We start from the raw sequence: 15,930 nt of genomic DNA, 5'->3' as shown, positions 1-15,930 counted from the left end.
CGCTGGACCCCGAGATGATCAAAGAGGTGCTCGACACCATGATCGAACTGGCCGAGGAAGGCATGACCATGCTGTGTGTGACGCACGAGATGGGCTTTGCCCGTCAGGTCGCCAACCGCGTTATTTTCATGGACGCCGGTCAGATCGTGGAACAGAACGAACCCGAAGAGTTCTTCAACAACCCACAGTCAGAGCGCACCAAACTGTTTCTCAGCCAGATCTTGGGGCATTAGCATTGGAAGCGACATTTGTTCATGCCGCTTGCAGACCAAACAGCTAATTGAGTTAACTGCACTTACGTCTCAGAATTGAGCCGTAGTTCAACAACGCTGCCGCTATAGTAACGCGTAATTTTGGCAAAAGCACATCAGGACCGCTTGCGCGCGACGATCCACACGGGATGATAGGTAAGGCAAACTCCGTTTTTCGTGCCAAACTCCGCTAAATAGTCAGCGCTGAATTGAGACAGACGCGCCCGGGTCCAGATCGCCGAAGCCTTGCCGTTAACACCGGTTTCGCGCAGATGTCTGAGAACGTGACGCGGTGTTTCGAACCAGAGGCTGTTGCGATCTTCATCTGCTTTGATGATATCGAAGCCACCTGGCAAGGCAGACTCAAGCGCCGCCGCCAACATGCGCGCTGAGCAAAGCCCCGGTGCGCGCGCGGTTGAACCCAGTTGGACCAGTTCCCTATACTGATCCGGGCCAAAGCCGGAGACGGCAACCCATCCGCCGGGTGCTAACGCAAGGGCCGCCCGCCGCAACAGGGCCATGGGATCTTCCATCCATTGTATGACCGAGGCGGACGCGATCAGATCGGGACTGAGCGGCCATTCAACTTTTCGGGCATCACCGTGGACAAAACTGGCGGAAACTTCATCTGCCGTATGGCGCGCCTCGTCCATCAGGTCATTGACCGTCAGCTTGGAAATGGAAAATTGTTTGGACAGGGCGTGTGTCAGGTGGCCAGTGCCGCAGCCGATTTCGAAGGCGTTGGCGAAGGTATCGGGCGCACCAAGACCGGACATGCTGTGAACCAGATTCTGCGCGATGCGCTGCTGCTGACCAGCGGCCGCGTGATAGCTTTGAAAGCTGCGGCTGAAACTGCGTTCAACGCGATCTGCCAACATTGCGTTCATTGTAGCCAGTCCTGCCAGAGTTGCGCGTCTTCAAACGGCTGGTGTGGTTTGGGAATGCGCCGAATAGCGGCGGCCTGACCCTTCCATGCTGTCATTTGCGCCGGTGCGGGAACGATACGGTCGCGCTCGGAAATCCAGATGACATCAAATGATCTGTCCCTGCACGGGCCGCGATCTGCAATCGCCCGCAGTTCTGTCTGTGCCGCAGGAATATCTATGGCCGGAACAGGTCCGCGCATCCCGGCGCGACGGCAGAATTTGGCAAAGCTGTCGACTGTCAGGCCATCGGCGGTTGCCGCGACGGTTTCAGGCGGGATGCCACGGGTTTCGTCAGCCGGGTACAGTGTTCCATTCACTGCAACCTTGCGCGCGGGTGTCACCCCTGCCCAATCCATCCAGTGGGCTGCCGATGCGACACCAAACGAATAGGCCAGCAAACCAACGCGATCATAGTCATCGGTTTCCGGGATTTCCTGCTCAATCCGGGTGTAGTCATCCACGAACAGAACGTCATCCGGTCCAACAAGCCCGGCGAAGGGAGCGGCACCAAGACCCCAGCCGCCGAACACCAGCGTCAGATCCTTCGTTCCCTTTCGTGCGAGCCACTGTGTTCTCATGCATGCTGCCTTGCCAGCGACACCATCGCCGAAGTGACTCGGCTGAGTTCGTCGGGTGAGATGACATAAGGCGGCATGCAATAGATGTTGCGCCCGAACGGACGCAGCCAAACGCCGGTTTCCGGGGCCAACCGATGGGCAACCTTGGGATCAACTGTGTTTTCCATCTCGATCACGCCGATCGCGCCCAGAACACGCACATCTGCCACGCCTGCGATATCTTGGGCCGGGGCCAGTTCCACACGCATCTGATCGGCAATACGGGCCACGTGTTTTCGCCACTCACCATCCTCCAGCAGGCTAAGGCTGGCGATACCGGCGGCGCAGGCCAGAGGATTTGCCATATAGGTGGGGCCGTGCATGAACACCCCGGCCTCGCTTTGACCAATGCCCACGGCAACGTCATTGGTTGCAACGGTCGCCGCAAATGAAATGTGGCCGCCTGTCAGAGCTTTGCCCAGACACACGATATCGGGCACCACACCTGCGAGCGTCATGGCAAATAGTTCGCCCGTGCGGCCGAAACCAGTCGCGATTTCGTCAAAGATCAGCAAGACGTCATATGCTTCGCACAGTGCTTTTGCCCCGCGCAGCCATTCGGGGTGATAAAAGTACATCCCCCCGGCCCCTTGCACGACCGGCTCAACAATCAGTCCCGCAATCTGCGCGCCTTTGTCTTTCAGCAACTTCTCCAGCGCGGCCAGCCCGTTTACCGCTGGATCTTGCGGCCAGTCGGAACCCAGTCTGGTTACGGGACGGGGCAGGAAGTGCTGGATCGACAAAGCGCCGCGGAACAGGCCATGCATGCCGTTGACGGGATCGCAAACACTCATCGCTTTCCATGTGTCGCCGTGATAGCCGCCCATGATGGTGGCAAACTCGACCTTGTGATCGTTGCCTTTGGCCTTTTGGTACTGAACCGCCATTTTCAGCGCGACCTCGACCGAGACAGAGCCGCTGTCGCAATAGAAAATCCTGTCCAGCCCGTCCGGCAATAGGTTCACCATCTTGCGGCCAAGCTCGATCGCTGGGGAATGGGTCAGGCCGCCGAACATCACATGCGGCATCTGACCAATCTGCTGTTGCATGGCCGAGACGATTGCCGGGTGGCCATGCCCGTGAATTGCGCACCACCATGAGGACATGGCGTCGATCATGCGCGTTCCATCGTCACGGATCAGCCATACGCCGTCGGTTTCCGAAATCAAATGCATCGGTCCGGGTTCAGCGACGTTTGTGTAAGGGTGCCAAAGGTGGCGGGCATCAAACTCCAACGGTGTCATAACGCCCCCCGGATAGCCGCCACATCGATGGCCCCGAACGCACCAGACAAGGTGTCCGGCGTGAGGTCGGGTATATGGGCGAGCCTGCCAAGGTGTCTGACTTCGCACATCTCTGCGATGGTCTGTTCAACTTCCGGTTCCGGGTCCCCGACAAAGGCAACGCCGACGACCGGGCAACCGGTCGCGCGCAAAGCCTTCAAAGACAATGCCGTATGATTGATCGTCCCCAGCGCCGTGCGTGCAACAAGAATGACCGGCGCGCCCCACTGGGCAAAGAGGTCAAGGTAAAACACCTGACGGTTCAACGGCACCATCAGCCCGCCTGCCCCTTCGACAACCAACGGGCCATCGACCTGCGGCAGGTCCAGTCGCGAGGTGTCGATTTCGGTCTGCTCGGCCTCGGCAGATAGATGCGGCGAGGCCGGAAGCTTGAGCCGGTAGGTCTCGGGCAGGGTCCGGCAACCTGACAGTGCCCCGACGGTTACGGTATCGGTCGCATCCTCGAGGCCCGATTGAACCGGCTTCCAATAGGTCGCGCCAAGGGCTCGGGTCAATCCAGCGGCAAACACCGTCTTGCCCACGCCCGTATCGGTTCCGGTCACTACAAGAGTATTCATGCGGCCTCTGCTTGCTGATGTGCTATGGCCTGGAACAGGGCAGAGATATCTGCTTCGCTCACGTTGCCGGTGATGGAGATCCGCAACCGGGACGTGCCCTTCGGTACGGTCGGCGGTCGAATGCCCCGAACATCAAAACCCAGCGCCTGAAGTTCGCTTGCCCATTCCATTGCCCGTGCATCCGAGCCGACAAGGACCGGAATGATCTGGCTGTTGAGCGTGCTCAGACCGCAAAGCCTGCTGGCCTCGGCATGGGCAAAGTCACGCCTGTTCTGGGCGTCCCGAACCAGATCGGGCTGATCCTGCAAGGCATGAAGGCTGGCACGCACTACAGCCGCGTTCAGCGGTGAGGGTGCAGTGGCAAAAAAGAACGGCCGGGCGCGGTTGATCAGCATGTCGATCATCACCTTCGCTCCGCAGATCAGGCCACCCGAAGCACCAAGCGCCTTGCCGCAGGTGTGCAGGGTCAACACTTCGGCATCCAGCCCGTGCGCCAGCCCCTTGCCCATAGGGCCAAAAACGCCGGTGGCATGCGCTTCGTCAACGACCAGCACCGCGCCCTCTTCGCGACAAAAAGTTGCTAGCTGACCAAGCGGGGCAAGATCGCCTTCCATGGAATAGACGCTTTCGACTGCAACCCAAAGCTGCCCGGTTCCACGATCAGCCCGCCATTTCGCCAGAACCTGTCGCGCGGCCGAGACGTCATTGTGGGGGAAAGACTTGGTATCAGCGCGACCCAGCCGCATTCCCTCATGGGCGCTGGCATGAACCAGGGCATCATGAAGGATCAGGTCGCCCGCAGCGGGCAAAGTGGAAAAGATCGCCTGATTGGCCTGAAACCCGCCGCCCATGAAAAGCGCGGCTTCGGTATCAAAAAATTCAGCGGCCTCAGCCTCGAGCGTGGTGTGTTCCGGATGATTGCCGCGCAACAGGCGCGACCCGCCCGCGCCAAGCGGTACGTCCCGCGCCAGCGCATCCGATGCCGCCTGCCGAAGCAGCGGCGAACCGGCCAGACCCAGATAGTCGTTGGACGCAAAGTCCAGCCCCCGCTGCGGCATCAGGCGCCGCAACCGGTGCCGCGCCGCCATCGCCTGCAGCGCGCCGTCCAGCCGGTCCGTTGTCTTCATTCGGCAGCGTCCATTTGATTGTGTGCCTCGGGCTCCATCGGCTGAATGCCCAGTTTGGAGAACAGAAGCATATCGGTATCTTCCTCGGGGTTTTCCGCTGTCAGCAGCGTTTCCCCCACGAAGATCGAGTTGGCCCCGGCGAAAAAGCACATCGCCTGCATCTCATCGCTCATGTCGGTGCGACCGGCGGACAGGCGTACATGCGATTGGGGCATCATGATCCGCGCGACGGCTATGATGCGCACAAAGTCGATGGGATCGACAGGCTCTGCATCGGCAAGTGGCGTGTCCGCTTGCGGCATCAGCATGTTGATCGGAACCGAATCCGGGGGGGCGGGCAGATTGGCCAGTGTCACCAGCATATCCAGACGGTCGCTTTCCTCTTCGCCCATCCCCAGAATGCCGCCCGAACACACCTTGATACCGGCGTCCTTGACGCGGTTCAGAGTATCGATGCGGTCAGCAAATGTGCGGGTCGTGATGACCTCGGGATAGTAACGCTCAGACGTGTCGATGTTGTGGTTATAGTAATCCAGCCCGGCATCGCGCAGCTGCACGACCTGCGTATCGTCCAGCATGCCAAGGGTCATACAGGTTTCCATGCCCATGTCCTTGACGCCCTCGACCATGGCGACCAGCGCATCCATATCGCGGTCCTTAGGCTCGCGCCAAGCAGCCCCCATGCAGAACCGGGTTGCGCCTGCTTCGCGCGCTTTTTTTGCCTGCGACAGAACTCGCTCGACCTCAATAAGCTTCGAGGCGGACAGCTTTGAGCCGTTCCGCGCAGATTGCGAACAATAGGCGCAATCCTCGGCGCAGCCGCCGGTTTTGATCGACAGCAAGCGCGACATCTGAACCTGATTGGGATCGAAATTCGCACGATGAACTGTCTGGGCTTGATAGAGAAGTTCCATGAAGGGCAGATCGTAAAGACGCTGAGCCTCGTCACGGGTCCATGGAGTCTGGGCCTGGGTCATTTTATCGATAATTTTCCACATAGATTCCGGTTGTGGATTTTTTATCGATTATATTCACCGGCACAACACGAATTGTTGCCGCAGGCAGGATTCCGGACAATTCCATGCGATCGCGTCAGCGCCCGCGTGACGATCAGGCGGCACCTGCAAAGGCACGCTGACGTACCGTCTTTGGGCTTTCCCCAACTTCCTGCCGAAACCAGCGCGCGAGATTTGAACAGGTGCCAAACCCTGTCGCGACAACAATTTCCGACAGCGGCAAACTGGTGTGTTTCAAAAGCTGATGCGCCCGTTCGATGCGCAAGGCGCGATAAGCCGTCAGGGGGCTGTTTCCGGTGCGTTCCAGAAACCGGCGCTGCAGCTTGCGGGTCGAAACGCCCAGCTCACGCGCCAGATCGTCAATGCGCAGAGGCTCTTCAAGATGCTCCTGCATCAGCTCCAGGCTTGCATTGATAAGCTGGTCGCCACGGGCCTGTTGAAGCAGACCAAGCGAAACCCTGCTGTGAGGCCGCTGCGCGTGGGCTTCGGAAAAGCCGATATATGCGCTTAGGGAATCCGCGATAAAGGCGCCATGATCGCTTGCGACGATATCCAGCGAAAGCCTGAGCGCCGCCACCGGGCTGATCGCGCTGAACAGCTTGCCGTCGGAACACAGATGGGCCCCTGCCTCGGCCTCGGACAGGTGTTCTTCGCTGGCTGCTGCAACAAAGTTCGGATGAACCGCGCATGCGTGGCGGCTCTGCTGGCCGGTTTCGCTCAGAATGAACACCGCCCCTCCTACCAGCACGATCCGGCGAGCCAGGCGCAGAATCTGATGTACGCGCGCACGTTCTTCGGATCGCAGCGTCCATCGGCTGTGGATATCCCCGAGAAAGACAACCGTTCGCCGCGACCAGTAGCGCGGATCCTCGACGGGCTGGCCGCTCAGGTCGCGCAAGGCAACTTGGTACTGCCTTTCAGGTAACAGATCATTGGCGGCGCGGAAAACGTCTTCGATCATCTTCGCCGTTGCGGCGGGAGCGCCCTCGGGCAGTATGATGTCGATGTTGTGCTTTCGCGTGTCAGGCGACGGGATCGTCGCATCGGCGGGTAATACGGATGCGCAATAGGTCATGTCTGCCTCCTGTTGCGAGTGTTCGGATCGCCCCGCCGGTGTATCCGGCGGGACGGGCGCTGCCTGAGATCAGGCGGCGTCTTCTTCGTAGTCCGACATTGGCGGACATGTGCAGATTAGGTTGCGGTCGCCATAGGCGTTGTCGACGCGATTGACAGGGGACCAGTACTTGTCCACACCCAGGTTACCCGCAGGGAAGCAAGCCTGTTCGCGGGTATAGGGACGGTCCCATTCGCCCACCAGATCGCGCACCGTGTGGGGTGCGTTCTTCAGCGGGTTGTTTTCGGCGTCGATCTTGCCGTCGATGATCTCCTGCGCCTCGGCCCGGATCGAGAGCATAGCGTCGCAGAAACGGTCCAGCTCGTCCTTGGGCTCAGACTCGGTGGGTTCCACCATCAGCGTACCGGCAACCGGCCAGGACATGGTCGGTGCGTGGAAGCCACTGTCGACCAGACGCTTGGCGATATCATCCACGGTGACGTGACCCTGTTCATCCAGCGGACGGGTGTCTAGGATGCACTCATGCGCCACACGGCCCGTCTCGGACGTGTAGAGGATCGGATAGGCATCCTTGAGCCGCGCCGCGATGTAGTTGGCGTTCAGGATTGCCACCTTGGTCGCCTGCGTCAGACCTGCCCCACCCATCAGCAGCACATAGGCCCAGCTGACCGGCAGAATGGACGGAGATCCGAAAGGCGCGGCCGAGACCGGACCCACGGCTGTGCCGTATTCCGGGTGGCCGGGCAGGTGCTCTTCCAGATGCGCCTTGACGCCGATCGGACCCATGCCGGGGCCACCGCCGCCATGCGGGATGCAGAAGGTCTTGTGCAGGTTCAGGTGGCTGACGTCGCCGCCGATCTTGCCCGGCTGGGCCAGACCGACCATGGCGTTCATGTTCGCCCCGTCGATATAGACCTGACCGCCGTGATCGTGGGTGATCTGGCAGACCTCCTGCACCGTCTCCTCGAACACACCGTGGGTGGACGGATATGTGATCATGCAGGCGGCAAGGTTGTCCGAGTGCTTTTCGGCCTTCTCGCGGAAATCGGCGATGTCGATGTTGCCTTTTTCATCAGCCTTTACCGGCACAACCTGATAGCCCACCATCTGTGCAGATGCCGGATTGGTACCGTGCGCCGAGGTCGGAATCAGGCAGACATTGCGGTGCGCCTCGCCACGCGAAGCGTGGTAGCTTCGGATGGTCAGCAGACCCGCATATTCACCCTGCGCGCCCGAGTTGGGCTGCTGGCTGATCGCGTCATAGCCGGTGATCTGGCACAGCTTGTCGTTCAGATCGGCAATCATCTCGTGATAGCCCTGCGCCTGATCTTCAGGGCAGAACGGGTGCAGGTTGCCGAACTCGGGCCAGGTGACCGGGATCATCTCGATCGTCGCGTTCAGCTTCATGGTGCAGGAGCCCAGCGGGATCATCGCCCGGTCCAGCGCCAGGTCTCGGTCGGCGAGGCGGCGCATATAGCGGGTGATCTCGGCCTCGGCCCGGTTCTTGTGGAAGATCTCGTGGGTCAGATAAGCGCTTTCACGAAGCGCGTGTTCCGGCAGGCGGTAGACCTTGTTGGAGCTGTCATCCTTGCGGTCAATGCCGAAGGCACCCCAGACGGCCTCGATGGTCTCGGGGCGGGTCTGTTCGTCCAGGCTGATGCCAACCTTGGTCTCACCAACCTTGCGCAGGTTGACGCCACGGGCCACAGCGGCCTCCATCACCACGGTCTGCAGATGACCGACCTCAACGGTAATGGTGTCGAAGAACACCTCTGGTTCCACGGCAAAGCCTGCCTCTTCCAAGCCAGCCGCCATGCGCGATGTTTTGCGGTGCACCGATTGCGCGATGGCCTTGATGCCATCGGGGCCATGATAGACCGCATACATCGATGCAATCACCGCCAGCAGCGCCTGTGCGGTACAAACGTTCGAGTTCGCCTTTTCGCGGCGGATGTGCTGTTCACGGGTCTGCAGCGCCAGACGATAGGCCTTGTTGCCACGCGCATCGATGGACACACCGATGATGCGGCCGGGCATGGCGCGTTTCAGCTTGTCGGTCGTCGCCATGTAGGCGGCGTGGGGGCCACCATAGCCCATGGGAACGCCAAAGCGCTGGGTCGAGCCGATGGCGATATCGGCACCCATCTCGCCGGGCGATTTCAACAGGGCCAGCGAAAGAATGTCAGCCGCGACAATGGCGATCGCCTTGTGTTCATGCAGAGCGGCGATTTCATTGGTGAAGTCACGCACATGGCCATAGGTACCGGGATACTGGAAGATCGCGCCGAACACCGCGCCTGCGTCCAGTTCGGCCGGATCGGCAACCTGCACGTCGATGCCCAGAGGCTCGGCACGGGTCTTGATAACCGCGATGGTCTGCGGGTGGCAGTTCTTGTCGACGAAGAAGGCAGCATTGTTTGCCTTGGACCGTCCGCCGCGTTTGGCCATGGTCATGGCTTCGGCAGCCGCAGTGGCTTCGTCCAGCAGTGATGCGTTGGCCACATCCAGACCGGTCAGATCGCTGACCATGGTCTGATAGTTCAGAAGTGCTTCAAGGCGGCCCTGCGAAATCTCGGGCTGATAGGGCGTATAGGCCGTGTACCATGCCGGGTTTTCAAGGATGTTGCGCAGGATCGGCGCCGGTGTGGTGGTGCCGTAATATCCCTGCCCGATCAGCGAGGTCAGAACCTTGTTCTTGCTGGCCACTTCTTTCATGTGAAAGAGAGCATCCCGCTCGGTCATTGCCGGACCCCAGTCCAGCGCCTCCGCCTGACGGATGGCGGGGGGGACGGTGGCGTCGATCAGATCATCCAGCGTTTTGAAGCCGATCACCTTGAGCATGTCGGCCATCTCTTTTGGGGACGGTCCGATATGACGGCGATTGGCGAAGTCATAGGCTTCGTAATCGGTCAGTTTGAAGGCCATTTCAGCGCTCCTTTGGAAAACTCAGGCCCGGCGGAGACTGCGGAAGCCTCCGGCGGGGATATTTTGGGCAAGAGGAAGGATCAGCCGATCAGGGCCTTGTAGCCGTCCAGATCCATCAGATCCTCAAGCTGGGAGGCGTCCGACAGTTTGATCTTGTAGATCCAGGCGTCGCCTTCGGGGCTTTCGTTCAGCGCACCGGGATTATCGGCAAGCACCTCGTTTGCCTCGATCACTTCGCCGTCGACAGGAGCATAAATTTCGGACGCGGCCTTGACCGACTCGATCACGCCGATCTCGTCACCTTTTTCAAAATCGTCGCCGGACTCTTTCTGCTCGACAAAGACGATTTCGCCCAACTGGTCTGCGGCGTGCTGGGTGATACCGATGGTTGCGACGTCACCTTCGACGGTGACCCATTCGTGCTCTTCCGAATAGTAGGTTGCCATGTTTTATCTCTCCTGACTTCAGCGCTTGTAGTTCTGAGTAACAAAGGGCAGGGCGACGATTTCCGCCGGTTGTGCCTTGCCGCGAATGATGAGGTTCACTTTTTCACCTGGCTCGCCATGGCCGGCCGAGACATAGCCCATGGCGACCGGGCCACCGACGGTGGGACCAAAGCTGCCCGAGGTGATCTGACCGATGGTGTTGCCTTCGGCGCATTGCACCTCGACACCCTGACGGGCGGGGGCGCGGCCTTCGGGCTTGATGCCGACCAGTTTGCGTGCGGCGCCTTCGGCCAACTCCTTTTGCACGCGAGCAGCGCCCGGGAATCCGCCTTCTTCCTTGCGGCGCTTCTGCATGGCCCATGACAGGGATGCTTCGACCGGCGACGTGGACTGGTCGATGTCATTGCCGTAAAGGCACAGACCGGCCTCGAGCCGCAGGCTGTCGCGTGCGCCAAGACCCGCCGGTTCACAATCGTCATGCGCCAAAAAGGCTTTCGAAATTTCGACGGCCTTGTCCTCGGGGATCGAGATTTCGTACCCGTCCTCGCCGGTATATCCCAGACGCGAGATGCGGCATTCGACGCCGTTGATGTCTGCAACGGTGGTTTCCATGAACTTCAGGTCACGGGCGGCAGGGCAGAGATCGCCCACCACGTCCTCGGCCTTAGGACCCTGTACCGCGACCAGCGCGCGGTCGAAGATTTCGGTCACTTCGACGCCATCCAGATTGGCCTTCATATGCGGGATGTCCTGATGGCGCAGGGCGGCGTTCACCACGACAAAGAAATGATCACCCGCGTTCGACACGATCAGGTCGTCCATGATCCCGCCTTCTTCGTTGGTGAAGAAACCGTAACGCGCCTTGCCTTCTTTCAGGGTCGCATAGGCCTGCGGGCAGATCGCTTCGAGCTTTTCGCCAACGTTTTCGCCGCGCAGGATCACCTGGCCCATGTGCGACACGTCGAACAGAGCAGCCTTTTCCCGGCACTGCTTGTGCTCGCCCATGATGCCCATGGGATACTGCACCGGCATTTCCCATCCGGCAAAATCGACCATCTTGCCGCCAAGTTCCACATGCAGGTCGTAAAGGGGGGTGCGTTTGGGCGCATCAGTCATGGCATGAGCCTTTCCATATTTCGTGTTCAGGTCAGTCGCGGACAACCATGACCGTGCAATGTGCATTGCGCACGACACGGGCAAGGTTAGGACCAATTTCGTAATTGGGGAAGTCGCCTTTGGCCGATGCCATCACAATCAGGTCAAAACCGTCCTTGTGAGCGAGTTTCAGAATTTCGCGGTAAACACTGCCCTCTTCGATATGCACTGGCACATCGACGGCGTTGCCATTGGCCAGAATTGCCTGAACGGCTTTGCGCACGTGCTCCTTAGCACCGGCACCGTAGTTGGCGGGAAGGTTGGGCAGCTGGATGATCTCGGGAATGACGGAAACCGCGTGCAGTTCCGCACCGTAGAATTTCGCCTGTTCCAGTGCGACCGGCAGTGCCTTTTTCCACGAGCGGTCATCAGTGTGGTCAATTGGCAGCAGGATTTTCGTGGCCATCAATCGTCTCCTCGAGATTTGAGATTCTATTTCAGGAGGCGGGGGGCCAACACGGCCCCCCGTCGATGATTATTCGGCTGCGGTGCCGCCGGGTTCTTCCGACTTGCCACCGCTGGCGAAGAACTCTTTCGTCAGCTTGAAGACAACCGGGCTGAGCAACAGCAGGGCGATCAGGTTCGGCAGAGCCATCATCGCATTAAGCGTATCCGCCAGCAGCCAGATGAAGCCCAGATCAGCCGTTGCGCCGAAGTAGATCATGACGATCCACAGCACACGGTAGGGAACCAGAGATTTCACGCCCAGCAGGAACTCGACGCATTTCTCGCCATAGAACGACCAGCCCAGAATGGTGGTGAAGGCAAAGATCGACAGTGCGATTGCGATCAGGTAGCCGCCAACGCCCGGCAGAGTGGTTTCAAAGGCCAACGAGGTCAGCGCTGCACCGGAAACACCCAGTTCAGGATCTTGGTTGAACAGTTCGACCGATGCGTCCAGCGCACCCGACGAGATGATCGCCAGACCGGTGATCGAGCAGACGATGATGGTGTCGATGAACGTACCCAGCATCGCGATCAGGCCCTGGTTAACCGGACCTTTGGTTTCAGCTGCGGCGTGGGCGATCGGAGCGGAACCCAGACCGGCTTCGTTCGAGAACACACCACGTGCCACACCAAAGCGGATCGCCAGCCATACCGCCGCACCTGCAGCACCGCCTTTTGCGGCCCAAGGTGTAAAGGCAAAGGCAAAGACGTCTGCGATGGCTGCTCCGACCGAACCGATGTTCAGCAGCAGAACCAGCAGACCGGCGATGATGTAGGCAACCGCCATGAACGGAACCAGCTTACCGGCAACCGCACCAATGCGGGTAATACCACCCAGGATTACGGCTGCGGTCAGAACCATCAGAACCACGCCGGTTACCGAAGTGTTCAGGCCGAAGTTCGATTCCAGAACCTGTGCCACACCGTTGGCCTGAACGCCGTTGCCGATGCCAAATGCAGCAATACCGCCGAACAGGGCGAAGGCCCAGCCCAGCCAGTGCCAGTTCGACGACAGGCCGTTTTTGATGTAGTACATCGGGCCGCCGACATAGTTGCCCAGTTCGTCCTGCTCGCGATACTTCACGGCACAGACGGCTTCGGCATATTTGGTGGCCATGCCCACCAGGGCGGTCATCCACATCCAGAACAAGGCGCCCGGACCGCCCAGGAAGACAGCAGTGGCCACACCGGCGATGTTACCCGTACCGATGGTCGCCGACAGCGAGGTCATCAGCGCGTTGAACGGGCTGATCTGACCGTCACCCTGACCTTCGCGGCCCTGGAACAACAGCCTGAAGCCGGTGCCGACACGCAGAATCGGCATGAATTTCAGGCCGACCTGCAGGAAGAAGCCGGCGCCAAGGATGAGCACCAGCATTGGCACCCCCCAGACGACGCCATTTATGGCCCCTACGATTGAATTTAACGCTTCCATGGTTTCCCTCCCATATGCGTCAGGTTTATGCCCCGTTGGCGACGACCCGCTGGCGGGCCTGCTTGAGGGCGGCAAAATCTTCGTCCGCGTGGAACGATGACCGGGTCAGCGGTGTCGCTGACACGTGTAGAAAGCCCTTGGACCGGGCGATCTGTTCCAGTTGCTCAAACTCTTCGGGCGACCAAAAGCGGTCGATCGGATGGTGTTTCGGTGTGGGCTGCAAATATTGGCCCACGGTCAGGAAATCGACATTGGCCGCACGCAGGTCGTCCATGACCTGTCGTACATCATTCAAACTTTCCCCTAACCCTACCATAAGTCCGGATTTTGTGAAAATTCCGGGGTTTGCGCGCTTTGCATCGTCCAGCAAACGCAGCGATGTGTAATAGCGCGCGCCGGGCCGGACAGTCGGATATAGGTGTGGAACCGTTTCCAGATTGTGGTTGAAAACATCCGGTGCGGCCTCGAAAACAGCACTCGACGCGGCGCCCTTGCCCAGAAAGTCCGGCGTCAGCACCTCGACCGTGGTTTCAGGGTTCTGATGTCGCACGGCGCGGATGGTCTGCGCGATATGCTCGGCCCCGCCATCAGCCAAATCATCCCGGTCAACGGACGTGATGACCACGTGGCGCAGCCCAAGTTTTTTCACTGCAGCGGCAACCCGACCCGGCTCGAACACATCCAGCGCGTCAGGCCGCCCAGTGGACACGTTGCAGAATGAGCAGCCACGGGTACAGACTTCACCCATGATCATCATGGTTGCGTGCCGCTTGGACCAGCATTCACCAATATTCGGGCAGGCCGCCTCTTCGCATACGGTCGCTAGATCATGATCGCGCATCAAGCGGCGGGTCTCGTAATAGTCGCTGCTTTCGATTTTTTTCTTGCGAATCCACTTTGGCTTGCGCGGGATCACGCTGTCGGCCTTTTTGGCCTTTTCCGGATGGCGCGGGCGGAGCTGGATGGTCATCTGGCAGGCCTCAGTTCATGCGTGAATTGCACGGCCCATGGCGTCAAGGCAGGCCTCTTTGACCGCCTCACCCATCGCCGGATGCGCGTGGCAGGTGGCCGCAACCTCAGACACGGTCGCGCCTTTGGTCATCGCCAGAACCAGTTCGGCTATCAGGTCACCACCATGCGCGCCGCAGATATGTGCGCCCAGAATTTTTCCGCTGGCATCGGCCAGCACCTTAACCGCACCGTCGGTTTCACCGGTCGAGCGGGCGCGCGAATTAGCCATGAAAGCAAACTTGCCAGCTGTGTACTCGGTGCCTGCCTCCTTCAGCGCCTCTTCGGTCTGACCGACGGACGCCACTTCGGGATCGGTGTAAACCACGCCGGGAACCGTGTTGTAATCGACGTGTCCCGCGTGCCCGGCCAGCATTTCCACACAGGCAACGCCGTCTTCCTCGGCCTTGTGGGCCAACATCGGGCCGGGAATACAGTCGCCAATGGCATAGATGCCGGGAACCGAAGTCTGGAACGCGCCGTCCACCTCGATGACCCCGCGTGCGCTTACGGTGACACCCAGTTCTTCCAGCCCCAGACCGCGAGTCACAGGACGACGGCCAACGGCGATCAAAACCTTATCGGCTTCGATCACTTCTTCCTTGTCCTTACCAACGCGATCCACGGTCAACGCCAGAACATCGCCGTTTTTGTCTACCGCCTTCAGCGCGCGGCCAAGTTGGAATTTCAATCCGCGTTTGGACAGCGCCCGCTGCGCCAGTTTGGCAATCTCGCCGTCAATACCCGGCAGGATGCGGTCAAGGTATTCAACCACGGTCACCTTGGCACCAAGACGCGCCCATACCTGCCCCAGTTCCAGTCCGATCACCCCTGCGCCGATAACGACCAGATGCTCAGGCACGGTATCCAGAGCCAGCGCGCCAGTTGAACTGAGGACATCCACCTCGTCAATCTCGATACCCGGCAATGGGGTCGGCTCGGAACCGGTTGCGATCAGGATGTTCTTTGCCTCGTGGGTATCGTCGCCCACCTTAACCTGACCAGCAGCGGGAATGCTGGCCCATCCTTCGATCAGCTCAACATCGTTCTTCTTGAACAGGAAGCCGATCCCCTTGGTCAGATCGCCCACGATCTTGTCCTTGCGCCCCATCATTGCGCCCAGATCGATGCTGGCCCCCTCGACCGCAATGCCATGAGAGGAGAGATGGGAGAGTTCGGCATACTTGGCCGAGGAGGTCAGCAAGGCTTTGGAAGGAATGCACCCAACATTCAGGCAAGTGCCACCCAGAGCGCCGCGGCCTTCGACACAGGCCACCTTCATCCCCAATTGAGCCGCTCGGATAGCCGCTACATAGCCACCAGGTCCGCCGCCGATCACGATCAGGTCATATGCGCTCATCAATGTCCCTCCCAGTTCGTATCCCAGCATCGCGGCATAGGATGGCGCGCGATGATTTCGTCTCCTATAGGAAACTTTTTCTCCTTAATCAACATTTGTGTTCAAAAGTGCCCAGCATTCACCTTTGCGAATACAAAGACTGTTTGGGAAAATTTTGAGACCTTTCTGGTCGCGCGAACCTCCTGAAGGAAGAAGGTAAACGCCGAGAAATTCCGACGGGAGCGGCCGGAGACTTTTTTTCGACAAAGATTCAACAAGTTAGGGTGATCACCAAATTTTAA

The 15,930-nt window shown here is 59.6% G+C and carries 14 protein-coding genes and 1 pseudogene; 1 reads left to right on the top strand and 14 read right to left on the bottom strand.

What is annotated here, in order from left to right:
- Positions 1–233: pseudogene (locus ACR0D6_RS15830) on the top strand (amino acid ABC transporter ATP-binding protein); the annotation flags it as partial.
- 134 nt (positions 234–367) lie between these two features.
- Here ACR0D6_RS15830 and ACR0D6_RS15825 read toward each other — a convergent pair.
- From ACR0D6_RS15825 to lpdA, 14 genes are all read right to left on the bottom strand, one after another.
- Positions 368–1,138 carry a methyltransferase gene (locus tag ACR0D6_RS15825; protein WP_480766183.1) on the bottom strand — a complete coding sequence of 257 codons (771 nt, stop codon included), beginning with the start codon at positions 1,136–1,138 and terminating at the stop codon, positions 368–370.
- On the bottom strand, positions 1,135–1,755 hold the full coding sequence (locus ACR0D6_RS15820) for a pimeloyl-ACP methyl esterase BioG family protein (RefSeq protein ID WP_480766182.1): 621 nt from the start codon (positions 1,753–1,755) through the stop codon (positions 1,135–1,137). Before ACR0D6_RS15820 ends, ACR0D6_RS15825 begins: the two co-directional genes overlap by 4 nt.
- The gene (gene bioA / locus ACR0D6_RS15815) at positions 1,752–3,038 is read right to left on the bottom strand and encodes an adenosylmethionine--8-amino-7-oxononanoate transaminase (RefSeq protein WP_480766181.1); all 1,287 of its coding nucleotides are present in this window, start codon (positions 3,036–3,038) and stop codon (positions 1,752–1,754) included. The genes ACR0D6_RS15820 and bioA overlap by 4 nt, the downstream gene beginning before the upstream one ends.
- The gene (gene bioD, locus ACR0D6_RS15810; protein WP_170655820.1) at positions 3,035–3,655 is read right to left on the bottom strand and encodes a dethiobiotin synthase; all 621 of its coding nucleotides are present in this window, start codon (positions 3,653–3,655) and stop codon (positions 3,035–3,037) included. The genes bioA and bioD overlap by 4 nt, the downstream gene beginning before the upstream one ends.
- Positions 3,652–4,782 (bottom strand): 8-amino-7-oxononanoate synthase, encoded by a 1,131-nt coding sequence (locus ACR0D6_RS15805; protein ID WP_480766180.1) that lies wholly within the window; start codon positions 4,780–4,782, stop codon positions 3,652–3,654. The genes bioD and ACR0D6_RS15805 overlap by 4 nt, the downstream gene beginning before the upstream one ends.
- On the bottom strand, positions 4,779–5,759 hold the full coding sequence (bioB, locus tag ACR0D6_RS15800) for a biotin synthase BioB (RefSeq protein ID WP_480452445.1): 981 nt from the start codon (positions 5,757–5,759) through the stop codon (positions 4,779–4,781). The genes ACR0D6_RS15805 and bioB overlap by 4 nt, the downstream gene beginning before the upstream one ends.
- 133 nt (positions 5,760–5,892) lie before the next feature.
- Positions 5,893–6,873: a GlxA family transcriptional regulator gene (locus ACR0D6_RS15795; RefSeq protein ID WP_480766179.1), complete on the bottom strand. Its 981-nt coding sequence runs from the start codon at positions 6,871–6,873 to the stop codon at positions 5,893–5,895.
- Positions 6,874–6,942: 69 nt separating this feature from the next.
- The gene (gcvP, locus tag ACR0D6_RS15790) at positions 6,943–9,798 is read right to left on the bottom strand and encodes an aminomethyl-transferring glycine dehydrogenase (RefSeq protein ID WP_480766178.1); all 2,856 of its coding nucleotides are present in this window, start codon (positions 9,796–9,798) and stop codon (positions 6,943–6,945) included.
- 80 nt (positions 9,799–9,878) lie between these two features.
- Positions 9,879–10,244 (bottom strand): glycine cleavage system protein GcvH, encoded by a 366-nt coding sequence (gcvH, locus tag ACR0D6_RS15785; protein WP_170655828.1) that lies wholly within the window; start codon positions 10,242–10,244, stop codon positions 9,879–9,881.
- 18 nt (positions 10,245–10,262) lie between these two features.
- Positions 10,263–11,360: a glycine cleavage system aminomethyltransferase GcvT gene (gene gcvT, locus ACR0D6_RS15780; protein WP_170655830.1), complete on the bottom strand. Its 1,098-nt coding sequence runs from the start codon at positions 11,358–11,360 to the stop codon at positions 10,263–10,265.
- A 31-nt stretch (positions 11,361–11,391) separates the two neighbouring features.
- Positions 11,392–11,805, bottom strand: coding sequence for a universal stress protein (locus ACR0D6_RS15775; protein WP_480766177.1), 414 nt, complete (start codon positions 11,803–11,805; stop codon positions 11,392–11,394).
- A gap of 69 nt (positions 11,806–11,874) precedes the next feature.
- Positions 11,875–13,281, bottom strand: a complete 1,407-nt coding sequence (locus ACR0D6_RS15770; protein ID WP_170655834.1) for an alanine/glycine:cation symporter family protein — start codon at positions 13,279–13,281, stop codon at positions 11,875–11,877.
- 25 nt (positions 13,282–13,306) lie between these two features.
- On the bottom strand, positions 13,307–14,251 hold the full coding sequence (gene lipA / locus ACR0D6_RS15765; RefSeq protein ID WP_480766176.1) for a lipoyl synthase: 945 nt from the start codon (positions 14,249–14,251) through the stop codon (positions 13,307–13,309).
- Positions 14,252–14,266: 15 nt separating this feature from the next.
- Positions 14,267–15,649 carry a dihydrolipoyl dehydrogenase gene (gene lpdA, locus ACR0D6_RS15760; RefSeq protein WP_170655838.1) on the bottom strand — a complete coding sequence of 461 codons (1,383 nt, stop codon included), beginning with the start codon at positions 15,647–15,649 and terminating at the stop codon, positions 14,267–14,269.
- Between the last annotated feature and the right edge of the window lie 281 nt (positions 15,650–15,930).

It is taken from the genome of Ruegeria sp. BJ6 (assembly GCF_056537885.1).
This window is presented reverse-complemented; position numbering and strand designations above follow the sequence as displayed.

Coding starts and splice junctions, on each gene's coding strand:
- ACR0D6_RS15825 (WP_480766183.1), bottom strand. CDS start 1,138: ATGAACGCAATGTTGGCAGATCGCGTTGAACGCAGTTTCAGCCGCAGC.
- ACR0D6_RS15820 (WP_480766182.1), bottom strand. CDS start 1,755: ATGAGAACACAGTGGCTCGCACGAAAGGGAACGAAGGATCTGACGCTG.
- bioA (WP_480766181.1), bottom strand. CDS start 3,038: ATGACACCGTTGGAGTTTGATGCCCGCCACCTTTGGCACCCTTACACA.
- bioD (WP_170655820.1), bottom strand. CDS start 3,655: ATGAATACTCTTGTAGTGACCGGAACCGATACGGGCGTGGGCAAGACG.
- ACR0D6_RS15805 (WP_480766180.1), bottom strand. CDS start 4,782: ATGAAGACAACGGACCGGCTGGACGGCGCGCTGCAGGCGATGGCGGCG.
- bioB (WP_480452445.1), bottom strand. CDS start 5,759: ATGACCCAGGCCCAGACTCCATGGACCCGTGACGAGGCTCAGCGTCTT.
- ACR0D6_RS15795 (WP_480766179.1), bottom strand. CDS start 6,873: ATGACCTATTGCGCATCCGTATTACCCGCCGATGCGACGATCCCGTCG.
- gcvP (WP_480766178.1), bottom strand. CDS start 9,798: ATGGCCTTCAAACTGACCGATTACGAAGCCTATGACTTCGCCAATCGC.
- gcvH (WP_170655828.1), bottom strand. CDS start 10,244: ATGGCAACCTACTATTCGGAAGAGCACGAATGGGTCACCGTCGAAGGT.
- gcvT (WP_170655830.1), bottom strand. CDS start 11,360: ATGACTGATGCGCCCAAACGCACCCCCCTTTACGACCTGCATGTGGAA.
- ACR0D6_RS15775 (WP_480766177.1), bottom strand. CDS start 11,805: ATGGCCACGAAAATCCTGCTGCCAATTGACCACACTGATGACCGCTCG.
- ACR0D6_RS15770 (WP_170655834.1), bottom strand. CDS start 13,281: ATGGAAGCGTTAAATTCAATCGTAGGGGCCATAAATGGCGTCGTCTGG.
- lipA (WP_480766176.1), bottom strand. CDS start 14,251: ATGACCATCCAGCTCCGCCCGCGCCATCCGGAAAAGGCCAAAAAGGCC.
- lpdA (WP_170655838.1), bottom strand. CDS start 15,649: ATGAGCGCATATGACCTGATCGTGATCGGCGGCGGACCTGGTGGCTAT.